The following is a 17,698-nucleotide window of genomic DNA, read 5'->3' as shown; positions in this document are numbered from 1 at the left end:
GAGGTCAAAGCCGTTGTTCCGCAGACACTTTAGGCGACCCGGCGCATCCGCGCAGGAAAATCGCCCGAACCGGCGAATCGCGGGTGCCCAGTTCGCCGCCGGCTGTAGTAGCTGAGGCTGAACGTATGCACAGAGTTTGCCGACGGCCGCCTAAACCGCGTCGCGCGATTGTTAATCTGCTGCATATGCAATGCAGCGTGACAGGCCCTCCGGTTCGCCGGCCGGCTGACGCGGGAGACCTCGGGTAGCCGCATGACCGCTGCCGGACAAAATCACTATTACTGGCTCACCTCGCTGCTCGCCGTCCGCGGCCTGCAGACCAGGACCTGTCGGGTGATCGCCGCACTCAACGCGGTGCTCGGGATGGTTCCCGTGGTGCTGATGCTCAGCCCCGCGGGTCCGCACGGCCCGGTGCGCCAGGCGATCGCCGTCGCGGTGGGGGTCTTCGCGCTCGGCGTCGGCGCCGTCTGGCTGCGCCATTCCTGGCCCTCGCAGCAGTTCTCGGCGATCTCGGTGACCCTCGGCGCGATCCCGATGAGCGCGGCCTGCCTGATCATGACCGATCCGATGCTCGGGCTGCTGGCGACCAGCGCGTTCATCTTCTCCAGCGGCTATGTGGCCTTCCTGCACCGCCCCAGCGTGCTGGCCGGCCCCTGGCTCCTCGGTGGGCTCACGCTGGGATACCTCGGAATCCGGGTCGCGTCGCACGACCCCGCGTTGGCGGCGTGCGCCGTCCTGATCATCGCGCTGCTCAACGTCTTCGTGTTCTTCACGTGCCGCGTCGCGATCGGGCTCAGCTCGACGGACATCCACCACAGCGAGATCGAACCGCTGACCGGGCTGCTCAACACCGACGGCCTGTACTCGCGCGCCGCGAATCTGCTCGCCGCCCGGAACCGGCAGGACGACCGTCACATGGTGCTCGCCGTCGTCAGCATCGACAGCTTTCCGCTGCTGTCGTCGATGTCCGGCCAACGGCGCGCCAACCGGGCCCGCATCGACGTCAGCCAGGCGCTGCGGGAGACGGTGCGCCGCAACGCCATCGCCGCGCACATCTCCGACAGCGACTTCATCGTCGCGGACACCTTCACCAGCCCCGATGCGTCACCGCTGATCGACCGCGTGCAGGGCGCCATGAAGTCGACGCCGTCCCGGGTGACGGCGAGTATCGGCGTGGTCTGCACGCCGCTGGCTCCGCTTACGGTGCACCCGCCCGAGATCGTCATCGACGCGCTGCTGGCCGCCGCCGAGGAGGCGATGGAACGCGCCCGCGAGGACGGCGGCAACGACGTCCGCTACGACGTGCGGGACGACCTGCCGATCAACGAGTAGGCAGTTCGGCCCGGATCCGCGGTGCGATGAGGCCCGCCAGGTAATCGTGCCCGGCGTCGGTCGGGTGGACGCCGTCGGGCGCGATCAGGTCCGGGCGGTCGACGAACCACCGCTCGGCGATCGGGTCGATGAACGTCGCGCCGGCCATCCCGGCCTGCATGCCGAGTATGTCGCGGATCTGCAGCACCCCCGGCGGTACGTCGGCCGTCGGCCATGGCGGCCCGATCACCAGCAGCTTGGCGCCGGGTGCCGTCGCCCGCGCCTGGGCGAAGGCGTCGTGCGCCATGCCCGACAGCTGCACGAGGTCGGCGCCCTGGTCATTGCGGGAGCCAAAGAACACCACCAGCGCGTCGTCCGGACGCACTGCACGCCGGGTGAGGTCCAGGAAGATGCTGCCGTGATCGCCGCGCACGACGTATCCGGCCCGGCCCTCGGCGGCGACGTCGGCGGTGATCGGAACGCCCCACGCCTCCAGATTGCGGCCGGCCTGCGCCGGCCAGCTGTGCGGGCCCTGGCCGCCGAAGTTGGTGCCGTTGGTGTACGAATCGCTGATCACCGCGACGCGGTCGGGCATCCCCGGGCGCACATTCCGGTACGCGTGTGCCGGACCGGGCGCACTCACCACGGACACCGCACACAGCGCAGCGGTCAGCAACAAGGTGGTCAGATGGCGCACTGGTCTCCCATGATCACTCGGTGGTAGGACGGATTCCGGTCAGCCCGCCCGCTCGGCGCGCTTTTCGTCGTCGTCAGATATCGCCTGCAGCTTGCGTTGCGTTACAACGGCTTTCGAGCCGTCCGCCGGACCGACCATGCGGCGCATCCAGTGCCGCGCCGGCTCTTCGACGTAGTGGAACAGCACGACCGCACCGGCGAACGAGCCGGCCAGCAGCGCCAGCACGATGAACTTGGTGCTCCAGCTCGGCAACATCTCGATGCGGTACTGCGCCGCGGCCCAGTTCCAGCCCTGGTGCACGAGCTCGTGGACCATGTACAGGCCGAACGACACCTTGCCGCCGTAGACCATCACGCGGGTCGACAACAGCGCGGGCAGGGTTCCGGTGCCGACCGACAGGGCCACCACCAGCGGCAGGAAGAAGACGTCGACAAGGCCGAAGTCGTCGCGGATGGTCGGGATCGGATGCGCGTCGAACCAGTACACGAGGCCCACGATGAGGGCCAGCAGCACCACCGACAGCACCCCGGCGATCGTGCGGCCCCGATCGGTCAGGTTCAGCTTTCGAACGGCGGCACACGCCAGAGCACCTGCGGTGAACTGCAGGATGATGCGCGGCAGCCAGCTCCACGGCGTGTAGAACTCGCCCGTGGCGGCCAGGAACAGCAGCGGCGGCAGCGTGACGGCGAAGGCCAGCCACAGCAGCGTGCGCGCCCGGCTCGCCCGGGCCACCCGGAACAGCACGATGACCAACAACCCGAACAACAGGTAGGCCAGCCATTCGGCGCTGATCGACCAGGCCGGGCCGTCCCAGCTGGAGTTGTCGAAGTACGGCACCACCCACAGCTGAACCAGGAACAGCTGACGCAGGTAGTTGGGGCCGGTGAGGGTGGCCGCCTCCGGCGACGGGAAGTCGCCGACGTTGAGCGTGAAGATGATCCAGGCCACGGCAAGATGCATGGTGACCAGATAGACGGGCCAGACCCGGGCCAGGCGGAGCCACAGGAAATGCAGCGTCGCCCGTGTCGACCAGGCCGGCCCCATGCGCTCGAGGTAGTTCCAGGTGAGGACGAACCCACTGAGAATGAAGAACAGATCGACGCCCTGCGCGCCGCAGTCGAGTATCGGGGCCAGAGCGTCGCTCAGGGGCGGTGACGCCTGCTTCAACAGCGGACGGAAATGGAACAGCACCACCCACACTGCGGCGACGATGCGCAGGCCGGACAGTGCCTTGATTTCACCGCTCGGCACAACACTCATGACGGGAAAAGGGTAACAGCGGCGAACACTCGGGTCCCGATGGGAAACCTGTGACTTTTCTTGGATGACACTCCCGAGCGCGCGATACCCGGCCGATTTTCCTTTCCCCGAGAATGGCGTGTCCGAGCAGTAACTCTGCTCACAGAAATCCATTGAGGGGTGCCCGAGGCTGGAATATTCGGCCGCTCAGGAGCATTCTGTAGACATGCTAATTAGGCGGAAATTCACGACATCGGCGGTCGCCGCGGTGGCCGCCACAGCAGCGATAGTTGCCGCTCCGGCCGCAGCGATGACCCTCACCGGGAGCATCGGCGCGGACCGGACCGTGGTTGCCGACAACGGCTACGGCGGGCCCGATGGCCAGGGCGGCGGCGGTGGCTGCGGCGACGGTGCGAACTGGCGCGGCTGCGGCGGTTGGAACCCCGTCACCGGCGGCTTCGGACACGGTTGCTTCAACGGCATCTGTGGCGGCTGGGACGGCACCCGGGGCTGGGGCGGATAACGACGCATTTGCTCGCACTGCGAGATGATTGCGTTTTCCCTATTCACGGTGCTGAATAGGAATTTGCTCTCGGCGCCGATGGGGCTTCCCACGCAGTAATTGCATTTACTTCACCCGGGAAATCCCTAAGCTCGCGGCCATGGATCTCCCGAGCCCGCGACCCGACGCGCCACATCTGGCCGACGTGGTGCCGGCCGTGCTGTCCGCGATGGGTGTGGCCGGTGCCCAACTCGACGGCGTGCACCGGCCCATCGACCTGCCCGGCAGTGTTCGCGGCGCGTGCGTCCTGCTGATCGACGGTCTCGGTGCGCAGCTCCTAGACACCTACGCCGACGACGCTCCGGTGTTGGCGGGACTGCGTGGACGGAACCTGCGCGTCGGGTATCCGTCGACCACCAGCGCGGGTCTGGCGGCGGTGGGAACCGGCCGACGCTCGGGCGAACACGGCATGGTCGGTTACTCGTTCCGGATTCCCGACCACGGCGTGGTGAACGCGCTGCGCTGGACGCCGCACCCCGTCGGCGCCGATCTGCGCGACGTGCTGGTGCCCGAGGACGTGCAGCCCCTGCCGACCACGTTCGGTCAGGCCACCGCCGCCGGCGTGGCGGTGAGCGTCATCTCGGGCGCCGAGTTCACCAATTCGGGGCTGACCCGCGCGGTGCTCCGCGGCGGCCAGTACGTCGGGGTGCATCGGCTCGGCGACCTCGCCGCCCGCGTGCAGCAGGCCGTCGCCGACGGCGGCTTCTGCTACGGCTACCACGCCGATCTCGACATGCTCGGCCATCTGTACGGCGCCGGGTCGACGGCGTGGCGGATGCAGTTGCGGCAGGTGGACCGGCTGGTCGAATCGATCGTCGAGGCCTTGCCGGCCGGCGGGCTGCTGGCGGTCGTCGCCGACCACGGCATGGTCAACCTCGACGAAGCCGACGTCGTCGACATCGATGCGCGTCCCGAGCTGCTGGACGGCGTCGTCGCCGTCGCCGGGGAGGCCCGGGCGCGGCACGTCTATGTCGCGGCGGGAGCAGCCGATGCGGTCGCCGACGCGTGGCGAGAAACGTTGGGCGCCAAGGCCTGGGTGCGCACCAAGGAGCAGGCCATCGCCGAGGGCTGGTTCGGCGCGCGGGTCGGTGACGCGGCGCGCAGCCGCATCGGCGATGTCGTGGCAGCGGCCCGGGACAACGCCGGACTGGTACGTCGGACGGTCGAGCCTCTGGAATCTGCCCTCATCGGGCAGCACGGATCGTGGACAGATGCCGAGCAGCTGGTGCCGCTGCTCATCGCTTCCGGTTAACCGGGACTATTCGGGCTTCAGGTGTGCGTCGTCGGCGAAAACGAGGGTGCCGCTGTCCAGCAGGACAGCCCAGCGGCGCGCCGCGTCGACAATATGGTCTTCACCGACATCGACCGAATAGCCCGCATGATCGCCGTAGTCCTCCACGATCACACCACGCACGTCTTTGGCGTCGCCACGGTTGACGCGAACCCGCATGTCAACGGCGAACTTGGCGTTCCTACCCATAACCACCCCAGCATTTCTGGTAATCACCGCAGGTACGGAACCTCGGCCCACCGACCTCTGCCCCGACGTCAGTAGGTACCGAACTTTAGGCCACCGCGACCACAGCGGCAAAGCAAACACCCCTGATTGACAGGTAGATGGTACGCGTCGTACCAACCGGCGTCGGCTACCGTCTTCGCCGTGATCGTGCTGCTGCCGCCCTCGGAGACCAAGCGCCCAGGTGGCGACGGACCGCCGCTGCGGCTCGGCGCGCTCAGTGTGCCGGAACTCACGCCGCTGCGCACGGCACTGCTCGACGAGCTCGTCGCGCTCGCAGCCAACCCGGAAGCCAGCCGCAAGGCCCTCGCCATCTCCGCGTCGCAGGACTCCGAGATCCAGCGGAACGCGGAACTGCGCAGCGCCCCGACGATGCCAGCCATCGACCGCTACACCGGGGTGCTGTACGACGCCCTGGACATCGGCTCGCTGCGCGGCGCCACCGCAACCCGGGCCCGCGCGCGGCTGGCCGTCGGATCGGCGCTGTTCGGGCTGCTGCGCGCCGACGACCCGATTCCGGCCTACCGGCTGTCGGCATCGTCGAAGCTGCCCGCCGGCGGGACCCTGGCCAGCCGCTGGAAGCCGGTCCTGGAACCCGTGCTGGCGCAGCTACAGCAACAGGAGCTCATCGTCGATCTGCGGTCCGGCTCATACGAGGCGCTCGGCAAGATTCCCGGTGCGGTGACCGTCGACGTCTACACCGAACATCCCGACGGGCGGCGCACCGTCGTCAGTCACTTCAACAAGGCCCACAAGGGCCGGTTGGCCCGGGCGCTCGCCGGCAGCCGCGCCGAACCGGGCGACGCCGCCGCCGTCGCCGCCGTCGCCCGCCGTGCCGGGATGCGCGTCGAACGCGACGGGTCGCAGTTGACGGTGGTGGTCACGGCGTGACGCCGGCGGTCTGCGATAATGGTTCCTGAGGGGAGTATTCCTTCGCCGCAGTGTCGTCATCACGTTGTCCAATGTCGGGCAGCCGGTGCTGTGGGCCGCTACGGCGGTGGTAGAGACCTCGGTCGTTTACTGACGCCCGGAGGCACCCTCATATGAATGTTTCGACGCTGGAATGGTCCATCACCCTCGGGGTGACGATCGCCGTACTTCTCTTCGACGTGGTGGTGATCGGCCGCCGCCCGCATGAACCGACCACCCGCGAAACCGCCGGATATCTGGCGCTGTACATCGGCCTCGCGATCGCGTTCGGCATCTGGGTGTGGCAGTTCCACGGCGGTCAATACGGTGTCGAGTACTTCGCGGGCTGGCTCACCGAGTACAGCCTCTCGATCGACAACCTGTTCATCTTCCTGATCATCATGGCCAGCTTCAAAGTGCCGCGAATCCTGCAGCAGGAGGTGCTGCTGATCGGCATCATCCTGGCGCTGATCTTCCGTGGCATCTTCATTGCCCTTGGCGCCGTTGCCATTTCGAAGTTCTCGTGGATCTTCTACCTGTTCGGCGCGTTCCTGGTGTACACCGCGATCAAGCTGGCCCGCGACACCGAGCACGACGACGACGCCGAGAACTCGATGGTGCGGTTCGCCCGCAAGTACCTCAAGGCCTCGGACCAGTGGGACGGCAGCAAGCTGCACACCTTGGTGAACGGCAAGCGGGTCCTGACCCCGATGATCCTGGTCATCATCGCGCTCGGGACCACTGACCTGTTGTTCGCGCTCGACTCGATTCCGGCGATCTACGGCCTGACGCAGGAGCCGTACCTGGTGTTCACCGCCAACGTGTTCGCGCTGATGGGTCTGCGCCAGCTGTACTTCCTGCTCGGCGACATGCTCAAGCGGCTGGTCTACCTGTCGCAGGGCCTGGCCTTCATCCTCGCGTTCATCGGCGTGAAGCTGGTCCTGCACGCACTGCACGAGAACACGCTGCCGTTCATCAACGGCGGTGAGCCCGTGCACGTACCGCAGATTCCCACGCTGCTGTCGCTGGCGGTCATCATCGTCACGCTCGTCGTGACGACGGTGGCGAGCCTGTGGAAGACCCGCGCCGACAGCAAGGCCGTCGCCGGCTGACCAAATCAACCGGTCACGGTTGCCAGATCGCTTGCGCGCCAGCAGGATGCCCTGGTGACCGATCTCGTGGACGATGCCGTCGGGCAAGCGCAACTGGTGGCCGGCGGGGCGGTGAGCAGCGCCGAGCTGCTGGAGGCCGCGATCGCCCGGCTCGAATCGGCGCGCGCGCTCAACGCCGTGGTCACCGATCTGTTCGACCGCGGCCGTGAACAGGCCCGCCGGCTCGATGAGTCCGGCGTGCTGCGCACCGGCACCGCCGGACCGCTGGCCGGGGTGCCGTTCCTGCTCAAGGACCTCGGGGCGTCGCTGGCCGGCGCCCCGGAGGCCATGGGGTCACGGGCGCTGCGCAGCCATGTCGCCGACCAGACCGCCTGGATCGTGCATCGGTATCTGGACGCCGGGCTGGTGATCTTCGGCAAGACCAACACCCCGGAGTGGGGCAACCACTGCACCACCGAACCGTCCCTGTTCGGGCCGACTGTCAATCCGTGGTCACCGGAGGTCACCCCAGGCGGATCGAGCGGAGGGTCCGCCGCCGCCGTCGCGGCCGGCATCGTGCCCGCCGCCTCTGGTGGCGACGGCACCGGCTCGATCCGGGTGCCGGCATCATGCTGCGGCGTCGTCGGCCTCAAACCGCGCCGCGCCCGCACCTCGTTCGCGCCCAGCGCCGGGCACGGGCTGGAGGGGCTGGTCAACGAGCACGCTCTCACCCGCACCGTCCGCGACAGCGCGGCGCTGCTCGATGCCGTCACCGGTAGTGCGCCGGGCGATCCGTACTCTGCGCCCCGGCCCGCCCAGCCGTTCCTCGACGCCATCGCGCAGACCCCGGCGGCGCAACGCATCGCGATCGCCGTGGATTCGCCGTTCCCGGGTCCGGGCACCGACCCGCAGGTCGCCGCCGCTGTCGAGGCCACCGGCACGCTGCTGGCGGGCCTGGGCCACAACGTCGAACCGTCGGCGCCGAGCATCGATCCAGACGCTGTCGCCGACGCCGTCGCGGTGCTGCACCGGGTCAGCAACGTCCAACTGCATGAGCTGGCCGCGGCGCACCTGGGCCGCCCGCCACGCGAAGACGAATTCGAACCGAGCACCTGGATGATGATCCGCGAGGGATTCGCCACCACCGGTCTGGCCTACGCCGAAGCCATCGCGGCCGTCCACGACCAGACCCGGCGGTTCGCCGCCGGCATGGCCGGCCACGATGTCCTGCTCGTGCCGACCCTGTTGTCGGGACCGCCGCCGTACGGCCTGCTCGATCAGCCCCGAGCCAGCACCCGGGAATTCTTCGACGTCGAATTCGCCACCACCGGCTGGACGTCACTGGCCAACGTGACGGGCTGGGCCGCCATTTCCCTGCCGCTGGGCCGCACCGCGGACGGACTGCCGATCGGCGTCCAGCTGATGGCGCCGGACGAGACCATCTTGCTGCAACTGGCCCGGCAGCTGGAACAAGCCGCGCCCTGGGCGGACCGCTACCCGCGCCTCTGAGCCCGCAAACTGCGGCGTGCAACAATTCGGCCATGGTCATGTCGATCGATCGCCCGAAGCTGGAAGGCAACATCGCCGTCGGCGAGGACCGCCAGATCGGTTTCGCCGAGTTCGGGAACCCGCAGGGGCGCGCCGTGTTCTGGCTGCACGGGACGCCCGGCGCGCGCCGGCAGATCCCGACCGAGGCCCGCAGCTTCGCCTCCCGCAACAACATCCGGCTGATCGGCATCGACCGTCCCGGCATCGGTTCCTCGACGCCGTACCAGTACGAGAACGTGCTCGGGTTCACCGAGGATCTGCGGACCATCGCCGACACCCTCGGCATCAACCGGTTCGCGGTGATCGGCCTGTCCGGCGGTGGCCCGTACACGCTGGCCACCGCGGCCGCCATGCCCGACCGGGTGGTGATGGCCGCGGTGCTCGGCGGCGTCGCTCCGCTGATCGGCGAGGACGGCATCAGCAGCGGCCTGATGGAGCTGGCCAAGATCGTGCGGCCGATCCTCGAGGTCGCCGACACCCCCATCCGCTGGGTGGCGGGGTCGCTCATCAAGGTGATCGCGCCCTTCGGCTCCCCCGCCCTGGACCTGTACGCGCGCATCTCCCCCGACGGCGACCGCAACCTGCTGAGCCGCCCCGAGTTCAAGGCGATGTTCCTCGACGACCTGCTCAACGGCAGCCGCAAGCAGCTGGCCGCGCCGTTCGCCGACATCGTGGTGTTCGCCCGCGACTGGGGCTTCCGGCTCGAGGACATCAAGGTGCCGGTGCGCTGGTGGCACGGCGACGCCGACCACATCGTGCCCTACGCCCACGGTGAGCACGCGGTCGCGCGCATCGCCGACGCCGAGATGTTCACGCTGCCGGGCGAGAGCCATCTGGCGGGTCTCGGTGTGCCCGAGGAGATCCTGACCAAGATTCTCGAGGTCTGGGACGCCGACCTGGCGGACCAGTAACGCCGGTCAGACCGTCACAGGCTGGCCGCTGAGGACGCGGCGCAGCATGTGCATGGCGACGGTCGTCGACCGCTCGCGGATGTCGGCCCGGTTGCCGGGCAGGTGGATCGTGCGCGTGTGGGTCGCACCGTCGGCCAGCCCGACACTGAAACATACTGTGCCGACCGGCTTTTCGTCGCTGCCGCCGCCGGGTCCGGCGATGCCGGTGATGCCCACGGCGACGTCGGCGCCGAACCGCTGCAGCGCGCCGGCCGCCATGGCCTCGGCCACCGGTTCGGATACCGCACCGTGGGCCGCGATCAGCGCGGGATCGACGCCGAGCAGGTCGGCCTTGGCTTCGTTCGAGTACGACACCACGCCACCGGCCAGGTAGGCCGAGGAGCCGGGCCGGTCGGCCAGGCGCGCCGCCAGCAGACCCGCCGTGCACGACTCGGCCGTCGCGATGGTGCGGCCCGAAAGGAGTTGCGCCACTTGATCATCGACCAGTGCGCCGTCCTCGGAGAAGACATCGTGCGGATGACGCTCACGCAGCAACGCGGCCAGTTGCCGGTAGCTGTCGGCGGCATCGGGTTCGTAGCGGGTGACGATCTCCAACTCGCCGCGACGCAGACACGTCGTGATCTCCAGCCCCGCGAAGCCGGGCACCAGGGTCTCGGCCTCCCGCAGGGTCTCGGCCAGCCCGGACTCGGGTAGCCCGAACATCCGGATGGTCTCCTGGCGGTAGACGGTGCGGCCGGCGATCGCATGTTGTGCCGTCGCCGTCTCGATGGCGCGGCTCCACATCGGCCGTAGCTCGCGGGGCGGTCCGGGGAGCACGATCACCGTCGGTGCGCCGCCGCCGCGGGTGACCACGACACCCGGTGCCGTGCCGACGGGGTCGAGGATCTCGACGCCGTCACCCGCCGGCACCAGTGCCTGTTTACGGTTGGCCGCCCGCACCGCCTCGAAATCGGCGCCCGGGAACCGGCCCATGAAGGACCGCAGGATCTCCGCGATGCGCTCCTCGAGCGCTTCGTCCAGCACCAGCTCGCGGCCACAGAACTTCGACACCACGGCGACGGTCATGTCGTCGGCCGTCGGCCCGAGCCCGCCACTGGTGACGATCAGGTCGACACCTTGTGCGGCAAGGAAATTCAGTTGCGCTTCGATGTCCTCGGGCCGGTCACCGCAGATGGTGATGTGGGCCAGCTCGACGCCGAGTTCGAGCAGCCGGTCGGCCAGCCACGGCCCGTTGAGGTCCTGGACCCGGCCGGTGAGAACTTCGGTCCCGGTCACCACGATGCCCGCACGCACGCCCATGGCGATCAGGGTACGGCGCTGCGGGCCGGGTCAGACCGCCAGCCAGGCGCGCACGGTGTCGAGCTCGCGCGTGTACTGCTCCATGATGTCGTCCTGGAACCGCGTGCCGCCGCTGATCGCGTCGTCACCGCGCCAGATCACGCGGACCCGGGACGCGCCACGCAGGTAGACGTCGACGCGGTCGTCCGTGTGCCGCTGCCACCCGCTTGCGGCGGTGCGCTCGGCCAGTGCGGAGCGTTCGTCAGCCATGTGTTTCTCCTTCACGTCGACTCACCATCATGTCCTATGCGCCCGGTCTCGGGACCCGCGGTACCGCGTCGGGCGCCGCGGGCCGGACGTCGGGCTCGGCCAGACCGGGGTCGGCCACCGAGGCCCGCGCGGCCGCCTCCGCCGAGTCCTGCGGCGGACGGCTGCCGGTCACCGGGACCGTCACGGGCGGCGTGTTGTAGCCGCCGACCCGGACCCAGCCCGCGTTCACGCCCGGTTTCGGCACCAGCCCCCGGACGTGCGCGGTCTCCCCCGGGTACACCGTGACGTAGTTGTCGCTGTACTCGATGGGCAGGATTTCGTCGGCGTCGGGAGCGGTGGTCAGCTCGGCCCGCTCGAAGAACGCGACCTGCTTGGTCGGGTTGCGCAGCGTGATGTCGACGACCTGCTGGCCGTCACCGTTCACCGTGCCGGCGGCGCTGACCTCCAGGCGGGCCTTCGTCATGTAGTTCAGCGGCGTCATGTCGGCCCACGCGGTCTGGTGCAGTTCGAAGGCGACGTCCTTGCGGGGGTCACCGATGTCGTCCTGCTGCGACTGCCAGTAGTCGTTGTCGGCGATGACCTCGCCGACCGGGTTCACCAGTTCACACCGGACGAAGAACACCCGGGAATCGGGCACCATCCGCGGCAGCGTCAGCGCCACCGCGGCGGCACCGGAAGCCACGTCGTACGGGTCGCTGGTGCGGTCGTCGCGCAGGGTCCCGTTGATGTCGTACACCCGCGTGCGCACGCGCAGGCCCACCGCGTTCTCCGGGCTCTGGTTGGTGATGCTGACCTTGGCGGTGCTGTGGTCGCCCGTGGCGTACGAATCGAACGTCACCGACAGCGGCTGCAGGCCCTTCTTGGCCCCGTAGTAGGCACCGCCCGGCCGCAGGTAGTAGTCGAAGATGTTGCCGAAGAACGACGGCCAGTGGTTGTTGAGCATCCAGTAGATCGTCATCTTGTGGTCCGCCCAGCCCAGCGCGGCGAACGACTCGAACTGGGCCCGTGTGGCCTCGTAATGGGCGAGCTGGGCCTTGCGCGTGAATTCCTCGGCGCCACTGGACGATCCGTAACGCTGCACGACGGCGTCGCGGATGCTGGCCAACGCCTCGTTGCCCGGATTGGAGCCGGCGTGGAAGTACCACATGTCGTTGATGGGCCAGAGCTTGTCCGGCGGGATGAACTTGCGCAGGCTCGCGAACGGCGGGATGTGTTCGTTGTCGCCCTGTTCGGCCGACGCGCCGCGTGCGGCGGCGTAGTCGCCGTCGAACCAGTACGCCGGGGGCCGCCACGTATAGGGACCGGCCATCTGGATGCCGTCCCACAGGCGGTTCCCCGACGAGTCGGTCGTGTACGACGACACCGTGTCGACAACGGCGTTCTGCCAGTGCAGCTTTCGCAGAATCTCGTGGTACTGCTCGAGAATGTCGGCGGGCGGGTGCCCGTCGCTGGCGTTGGCCCAGACGAATGCCGACGCGTGCGATCGCAGCATCATGATCTGCGAGCGGAGGCTGTCCTGCGCGACCCGGTGGTCCTCCTGGCCCCACTGTGGCCACTTCTCCCACTGGTTACAGCACATCCAGCCCACCATGAGTGGGATACCCAGTTCGTCGGCCCGCTCAATGAAGCGCGCGCCGGGAATCTTGGATTCCATCCGGATCATGTTCAGACCCAGATCCTTGACGTAGCGCAGGATCGCGTTGTCGCGGTCGGGGTCGTCGCGGTACAGCAGGTCGGGGGTGTACGTGGCCCCGCGCGCCAGGAAATCGCGGCCGTTGACCTTGAGGTAGAAGTTGCCGCCGGAGCCCAGTTGCGGGAATTCCTCGCTGCCGTCGCGGCCCTGCTCGATGGAGCGGATGCCGAAGCGCTGCTTCAACTCGTCGGTGGCCTGGCCGTACTGCAGGAACTGGATCCGGAGGTCGTAGAGGTCGGGCCGGCCCATGGTGTACGGCCACCACAGGTCCGGATGGGAGACGCGCAACGCCTCGTAGTCGCCGGGACTGAACGTGACGTCGCGGCTCTCCCCCGGCCCGAGCGACACCGGCTTCTCGATGTCGATGTCCGCCTTGCCGGCGCGCGTGATGGTCGCCCGCACCACACCGTTGACGCGCTGGTCGGAGTAATTGGTCAGGCCCGACCGGACGCTCAGCTGCGCGCTGTCGGTGCGCGGCAACGGCAGCTGGCTGTTCACGGTCGCATCGGTGATCGCCACGTCGCCGGACATCTTGAGGGTGACGGGCTTGAGGATGCCGGCGTTGCGGTCCGCCACGAACGAGTTGCCGTTGGCCGGGTTCTTACCGGGGCCCTGATACCCGAGGTAGTTCCAGTTGATCCAGTCGAACCAGCTGTCGGCCAGCTCGACACCGTCGACGTCCTGCAGCGCGCGCTCCGGGGTGACCTTGACGGCGAGCGTGTTGGTCCGGCCGCGTTCGACCCACTTCGACACGTCCAGCGTGTGGTCGACGTACATGCCCGCGACCTGCCGGTTGTCGGCGATCTGATGCCCGTTCAGCCAGATCTCGGCGCGGTAGTTGATGCCGGGAAAGTTCAGCCGGTAGGTCGAGTGCCCGGCCGGCGCGACGAACGTCGTGCGGTACCACCAGTCCTGCTTGTACAGGTCCTGCGGCACCTTGCTCAGCAGGTTGTCGCCGTAGTAGAGGTCCGGGTAGGTGCCGTCGTCCTGCAGCGCCTGCAGCACCGTGGACGGCATGTGCCGCACCTGGTGCCAGCCGGCGCCCGCCGCGGGGAATCCGTCGAGGCTGAGCTGCGCTCCGGTGGCGACCAGGCCCTGCGCGGACGCCAGCTGCCAGCCCTGCGCGAGCTCGACCTCTGCGGCCGCGCTCATGGGCTTCAGCAGGCGCGGCAGATCACCGGTGCACGCGAACAGCAGCACCAGAGACATGACGGCACCCAGCACTGCACCGCGGCGCAACTCGGTTGATATAGCCCTGCTCCCTCCGAGAACATCAGCATCTGAACGCGCTTCTACAACCGAATGCGCGATGTGGGGGCACCTCATTGTGCCCCGTCAGACCGCCAGTTCCGGAATCGCTGAGGTCAGAACTTATGTGGCACGTCGGTCGTCAGACCGCCGTCGACGACGAACTCGCTGCCGGTGGCAAACGACGATTCGTCGCTGGCCAGGAATACCACGAAAGTCGCTACCTCATCGGACTGTCCGGGCCGCCCCAGAGGGGCCGTCATCATGTCGTCGGGAAAATATTTCGTCATCGGCGTGCGGATGAAGCCCGGCAGTACTGTGTTGACCCGGATGTTGTCCTTGCCCAGGTCGATGGCCGCCGACTTGGTCAGGCCGCGCACCGCCCACTTGGATGCGACGTACGCGTGCAAAAGTGTCGCACCGCGCATGCCCTCGATGGACGAGATGTTGATGATCGAGCCGCTGCCTGCCTCCCGCATCGGCGCGACGACGGCCTGCATACCCAGGAAGGTGCCGGTCAGGTTGACGTCGATGCACTTCTGCCACTTGGCCATGTCGAACTCGCCGATTTTTCCGAGGGCACTGATGCCGGCGTTGTTGACCAGAACGTTCAGCAGACCGAACTGTTCGGTGGCCGTGGCGACCGCGGCCGCCCACTGGTCGGCGTCGGTGACGTCGAGGTGCACGTAGCGCGCGGCATCCCCGAGTTCGGCGGCCAGCGCCTCGCCCTGCTCATCGAGGATGTCGCCGATGACGACCTTGGCGCCCTCGGCGACCAGCATCCGGGCGTGCGCCGCACCCATGCCCCGTGCGCCGCCAGTGATCAGTGCAACTTTTCCGTCCACGCGTCCCATGACCGGTCACGCTACCGCCCGGCCGATGAGTAGCCGGGAAGCCCGGCATACTGGTCAGCATGGCTGCGCCGAACGCCGGACCGATCACCGGGCCGATCACTGCGGCCGACGGCGATGCCCCCGGCGCGAACGGCTCGAACATCGGCGCGTTCTTCGACGTCGACGGCACGCTGGTGTCCGGTTTCATCGCGACGGTGCACGCGGCCCACCGGTTCCGGCAACGGCAGGCGGCCTTCGGTGAACTCACCGGAATTCTCGAAGCGACTTTGCGATACAAGTTGGGCCGCATGGAGTTTGAGCGGTTGCTGGTGCGCGCCGCCGGTTACCTGCGCGGCGAGTCCCTCGCCGAACAGGAGGCACTCGGCGAGCAGCTGTTCCGCAGCCACGTACAGGCCAGGATCTTCCCGACGATGCGCGAGGTCGTGCGCGCGCACCAGCGGTCCGGCCACACGGTGGTCCTGAGCTCGTCTGCCCTGACCATGCACGTGATGCCGCTGGCCCGCTACCTCGGGGTCGAGCACGTCATCTGCAATCACTTCACCGTCGACGCCGACGGCGCCCTCACCGGTGACATCGTGCGGCCCATCGTCTGGGGCCACCGCAAGGCCGCGGCGGTCGAGGCGTTCAGCCAGGCCAATCAGGTTGACCTGCAACAGAGTTACTTCTACGCCGACGGCGACGAGGACCTGCCGCTGATGCACGTCGTGGGGCACCCGATTCCGGTGAATCCACGTCCCGGGCTGGCGGCCGAAGCGGAGCGACTCGGCTGGACGGTGGTCCGCGCGGCGGCCCCGCCCAGCGATCGGTCCGGCTGGCTCCGGCGGCTCGTGCGTCGCTGACGTTCTGGAACGGCCGTCGCCCGGAATCTGGGCCCAAATCCGCGCGTAGTCTTGCGCCCCGGTCGGTGACGCGGTACTAAATTAGAACACGTTTCAGTTTTGCTGTTTCTGCCCTCGGCCCCCAGCACAAGGACTTCCCATGCGCACCGCTATCTGCGACCAACTCGGCATCGAATACCCCATCTTCGCCTTCACCCACTGCCGCGACGTCGTCGTGGCGGTGAGCAAAGCCGGCGGCTTCGGCGTCCTGGGCGCGGTCGGCTTCTCCCCCGAGCAGCTCGAGATCGAGCTGAAGTGGATCGACGAGAACATCGGCGACCACCCCTACGGCGTCGACATCGTCATCCCCAACAAGTACGAGGGCATGGACCAGGTCGACCTCGATCCCGAGGTTCTCAAGAAGCAGCTCAACGCCCTGGTGCCGCAGGAGCATCTGGATTTCGCGAAGAAGCTGCTCGCCGACCACGGCGTGCCCGTCGACCACAGTGACGACGACGCCCTGCAGCTGCTGGGCTGGACCGAGGCCACCGCCACCCCGCAGGTCGAGGTCGCACTGCAGCACCCCAAGTGCACGCTGATCGCCAACGCGCTGGGCACCCCGCCGCGGGACATGATCGACCACATCCATGCCGAGGGCCGCAAGGTCGCCGCGCTGTGCGGCTCGCCGTCGCAGGCCCGCAAGCACGCCGACGCGGGCGTCGACATCATCATCGCCCAGGGCGGCGAGGCCGGCGGGCACAGCGGTGAGATCGGCTCGATCGTGCTGTGGCCGCAGGTGGTCAAGGAGGTCGCGCCCGTCCCGGTCCTGGCCGCGGGTGGCATCGGCAGCGGCCAGCAGATCGCCGCGGCGCTGGCGCTCGGCACGCAGGGTGCGTGGACCGGTTCGCAGTGGGTGATGGTCGAGGAGAGCGAACACTCCGAGCAGCAGCACGCCGCGTACGCCAAGGCCAGCAGCAAGGACACCGTGCGCAGCCGGTCGTTCACCGGCAAGCCGGCACGGATGCTGCGCAACGACTGGACCGAGGCCTGGGAGAAGGAAGGCAACCCGAAGCCGCTCGGAATGCCCTTGCAGTACATGGTTTCCGGCATGGCCGTGGCAGCCACGCACAAGTATCCGAACGAGAGCGTCGACGTCGCGTTCAACCCCGTCGGCCAGGTGGTCGGCCAGTTCACCAAGGTGGAGAAGACGTCCGCGGTGATCGAGCGCTGGGTGCAGGAATACCTGGAGGCCACCGGCCGGCTCGAGGAGCTGAACGAAGCCGCGTCCGTGTGATCGAGGCCGCCGGCAGCGGGTTCCTGATCGCCGTCCTCTGGATGGACCTGATCTTCGATGTTCAGGTGCTCCCCCACCGCAGGGCGGCCGAACTCCCGGAACCCGTGCTGGCGTCCATCGCCGCGTACTACCACCGGGCCACCACCACGTCCCGGCCGATGAGCCTGTTGATCGCCGCCGTGATGGTGATCCTTTTGGCGGCGTTGGCTTTTGACGCTTTTCGCGGCGTCCTTCCGGCGTGGCTGGTCGGGGTCGCCGCGGTCCTGGCCGGCGGGCCGGTCCTTTTGGCATTGCTGCGCACCGTCCCGCACGCCGTGGCACTGGGACACCGGCGCGGGACCATCGCCGAACAGACCCGGCTGGCGCGGTCGGTGTGCCGCGACCATCTGTTCTGTTTGGCCGGCATGTCCGCTTTTCTGGTGCTCTGGTTGGTGAACTGACGCGCTTGTGCCTCGGATT

Annotated in this window: 17 protein-coding genes; 10 read left to right on the top strand and 7 right to left on the bottom strand. The window is 68.3% G+C overall.

Annotated features, from left to right (window positions below; genetic code table 11):
• Positions 1–252: 252 nt before the first annotated feature.
• Complete coding sequence (locus BR47_RS0105255; RefSeq protein WP_020100247.1) at positions 253–1,332, top strand: GGDEF domain-containing protein; 1,080 nt, start codon at positions 253–255, stop codon at positions 1,330–1,332.
• Here the strand turns inward: BR47_RS0105255 and BR47_RS0105250 are convergent.
• Together BR47_RS0105250 and BR47_RS0105245 are read right to left on the bottom strand one after the other, a co-directional pair.
• Complete coding sequence (locus BR47_RS0105250; protein ID WP_029118821.1) at positions 1,322–2,008, bottom strand: Rv0518 family GDSL lipase; 687 nt, start codon at positions 2,006–2,008, stop codon at positions 1,322–1,324. The genes BR47_RS0105255 and BR47_RS0105250 overlap by 11 nt on opposite strands.
• A gap of 39 nt (positions 2,009–2,047) precedes the next feature.
• On the bottom strand, positions 2,048–3,268 hold the full coding sequence (locus tag BR47_RS0105245; protein WP_020100245.1) for an acyltransferase family protein: 1,221 nt from the start codon (positions 3,266–3,268) through the stop codon (positions 2,048–2,050).
• 205 nt (positions 3,269–3,473) lie between these two features.
• On the opposite strand from BR47_RS0105245, the gene BR47_RS0105240 reads away from it, so the two are divergent.
• Both BR47_RS0105240 and BR47_RS0105235 read left to right on the top strand, forming a co-directional pair.
• The gene (locus tag BR47_RS0105240; RefSeq protein WP_029104933.1) at positions 3,474–3,770 is read left to right on the top strand and encodes a hypothetical protein; all 297 of its coding nucleotides are present in this window, start codon (positions 3,474–3,476) and stop codon (positions 3,768–3,770) included.
• A gap of 139 nt (positions 3,771–3,909) precedes the next feature.
• Positions 3,910–5,061, top strand: a complete 1,152-nt coding sequence (locus tag BR47_RS0105235) for an alkaline phosphatase family protein (protein WP_029118820.1) — start codon at positions 3,910–3,912, stop codon at positions 5,059–5,061.
• Positions 5,062–5,067: 6 nt separating this feature from the next.
• Here BR47_RS0105235 and BR47_RS0105230 read toward each other — a convergent pair whose 3' ends face one another.
• The gene (locus BR47_RS0105230; RefSeq protein ID WP_020100242.1) at positions 5,068–5,259 is read right to left on the bottom strand and encodes a hypothetical protein; all 192 of its coding nucleotides are present in this window, start codon (positions 5,257–5,259) and stop codon (positions 5,068–5,070) included.
• 210 nt (positions 5,260–5,469) lie between these two features.
• Here BR47_RS0105230 and yaaA point away from each other — a divergent pair, with 210 nt between their 5' ends.
• The 4 genes from yaaA (at position 5,470) to BR47_RS0105210 (ending at position 9,784) form a co-directional block, all read left to right on the top strand.
• Complete coding sequence (gene yaaA, locus BR47_RS0105225) at positions 5,470–6,216, top strand: peroxide stress protein YaaA (RefSeq protein WP_029118819.1); 747 nt, start codon at positions 5,470–5,472, stop codon at positions 6,214–6,216.
• 152 nt (positions 6,217–6,368) lie between these two features.
• Positions 6,369–7,346: a TerC family protein gene (locus BR47_RS0105220; RefSeq protein ID WP_029118818.1), complete on the top strand. Its 978-nt coding sequence runs from the start codon at positions 6,369–6,371 to the stop codon at positions 7,344–7,346.
• 54 nt (positions 7,347–7,400) lie between these two features.
• On the top strand, positions 7,401–8,834 hold the full coding sequence (locus tag BR47_RS0105215; protein ID WP_029118817.1) for an amidase: 1,434 nt from the start codon (positions 7,401–7,403) through the stop codon (positions 8,832–8,834).
• A gap of 32 nt (positions 8,835–8,866) precedes the next feature.
• Positions 8,867–9,784 (top strand): alpha/beta fold hydrolase, encoded by a 918-nt coding sequence (locus BR47_RS0105210; RefSeq protein ID WP_020100238.1) that lies wholly within the window; start codon positions 8,867–8,869, stop codon positions 9,782–9,784.
• Between the two features lie 6 nt (positions 9,785–9,790).
• Here the strand turns inward: BR47_RS0105210 and BR47_RS0105205 are convergent, their stop codons facing one another.
• From BR47_RS0105205 to BR47_RS0105190, 4 genes are all read right to left on the bottom strand, one after another.
• Positions 9,791–11,083: a competence/damage-inducible protein A gene (locus BR47_RS0105205; RefSeq protein ID WP_455565440.1), complete on the bottom strand. Its 1,293-nt coding sequence runs from the start codon at positions 11,081–11,083 to the stop codon at positions 9,791–9,793.
• 30 nt (positions 11,084–11,113) lie between these two features.
• Positions 11,114–11,332, bottom strand: a complete 219-nt coding sequence (locus tag BR47_RS0105200; protein WP_036420352.1) for a hypothetical protein — start codon at positions 11,330–11,332, stop codon at positions 11,114–11,116.
• 34 nt (positions 11,333–11,366) lie between these two features.
• Positions 11,367–14,234, bottom strand: a complete 2,868-nt coding sequence (locus BR47_RS29755; RefSeq protein WP_051634649.1) for a glycoside hydrolase family 2 protein — start codon at positions 14,232–14,234, stop codon at positions 11,367–11,369.
• Positions 14,235–14,389: 155 nt separating this feature from the next.
• Entirely contained in the window at positions 14,390–15,127 is a 738-nt protein-coding gene (locus tag BR47_RS0105190; protein ID WP_029118815.1) for a glucose 1-dehydrogenase, read from the bottom strand.
• A gap of 59 nt (positions 15,128–15,186) precedes the next feature.
• On the opposite strand from BR47_RS0105190, the gene BR47_RS0105185 reads away from it, so the two are divergent.
• The 3 genes from BR47_RS0105185 (at position 15,187) to BR47_RS0105175 (ending at position 17,679) form a co-directional block, all read left to right on the top strand.
• Positions 15,187–15,966: an HAD family hydrolase gene (locus BR47_RS0105185; protein ID WP_036426717.1), complete on the top strand. Its 780-nt coding sequence runs from the start codon at positions 15,187–15,189 to the stop codon at positions 15,964–15,966.
• A 139-nt stretch (positions 15,967–16,105) separates the two neighbouring features.
• Complete coding sequence (locus BR47_RS0105180; protein ID WP_020100232.1) at positions 16,106–17,239, top strand: nitronate monooxygenase; 1,134 nt, start codon at positions 16,106–16,108, stop codon at positions 17,237–17,239.
• A 41-nt stretch (positions 17,240–17,280) separates the two neighbouring features.
• Positions 17,281–17,679 (top strand): hypothetical protein, encoded by a 399-nt coding sequence (locus BR47_RS0105175; RefSeq protein WP_051634648.1) that lies wholly within the window; start codon positions 17,281–17,283, stop codon positions 17,677–17,679.
• The last annotated feature ends 19 nt before the right edge of the window (positions 17,680–17,698 follow it).

The sequence above is a fragment of the Mycobacterium sp. UNC410CL29Cvi84 genome, assembly GCF_000686745.1.
Classification (GTDB): Bacteria; Actinomycetota; Actinomycetes; order Mycobacteriales; family Mycobacteriaceae; genus Mycobacterium; species Mycobacterium mucogenicum_B.
The sequence above is the reverse complement of the archived record's forward strand: the minus strand, read 5'-3'. Positions and strand labels throughout refer to the sequence as shown.

Bases quoted from the DNA above. Each gene is read 5' to 3' on its own strand.
- BR47_RS0105255 (WP_020100247.1), top strand. From the start codon at position 253: ATGACCGCTGCCGGACAAAATCACTATTACTGGCTCACCTCGCTGCTC.
- BR47_RS0105245 (WP_020100245.1), bottom strand. From the start codon at position 3,268: ATGAGTGTTGTGCCGAGCGGTGAAATCAAGGCACTGTCCGGCCTGCGC.
- BR47_RS0105240 (WP_029104933.1), top strand. From the start codon at position 3,474: ATGCTAATTAGGCGGAAATTCACGACATCGGCGGTCGCCGCGGTGGCC.
- BR47_RS0105235 (WP_029118820.1), top strand. From the start codon at position 3,910: ATGGATCTCCCGAGCCCGCGACCCGACGCGCCACATCTGGCCGACGTG.
- BR47_RS0105230 (WP_020100242.1), bottom strand. From the start codon at position 5,259: ATGCGGGTTCGCGTCAACCGTGGCGACGCCAAAGACGTGCGTGGTGTG.
- BR47_RS0105220 (WP_029118818.1), top strand. From the start codon at position 6,369: ATGAATGTTTCGACGCTGGAATGGTCCATCACCCTCGGGGTGACGATC.
- BR47_RS0105210 (WP_020100238.1), top strand. From the start codon at position 8,867: ATGGTCATGTCGATCGATCGCCCGAAGCTGGAAGGCAACATCGCCGTC.
- BR47_RS0105205 (WP_455565440.1), bottom strand. From the start codon at position 11,083: ATGGGCGTGCGTGCGGGCATCGTGGTGACCGGGACCGAAGTTCTCACC.
- BR47_RS0105200 (WP_036420352.1), bottom strand. From the start codon at position 11,332: ATGGCTGACGAACGCTCCGCACTGGCCGAGCGCACCGCCGCAAGCGGG.
- BR47_RS29755 (WP_051634649.1), bottom strand. From the start codon at position 14,234: ATGTCTCTGGTGCTGCTGTTCGCGTGCACCGGTGATCTGCCGCGCCTG.
- BR47_RS0105190 (WP_029118815.1), bottom strand. From the start codon at position 15,127: ATGGGACGCGTGGACGGAAAAGTTGCACTGATCACTGGCGGCGCACGG.
- BR47_RS0105185 (WP_036426717.1), top strand. From the start codon at position 15,187: ATGGCTGCGCCGAACGCCGGACCGATCACCGGGCCGATCACTGCGGCC.
- BR47_RS0105180 (WP_020100232.1), top strand. From the start codon at position 16,106: ATGCGCACCGCTATCTGCGACCAACTCGGCATCGAATACCCCATCTTC.
- BR47_RS0105175 (WP_051634648.1), top strand. From the start codon at position 17,281: ATGGACCTGATCTTCGATGTTCAGGTGCTCCCCCACCGCAGGGCGGCC.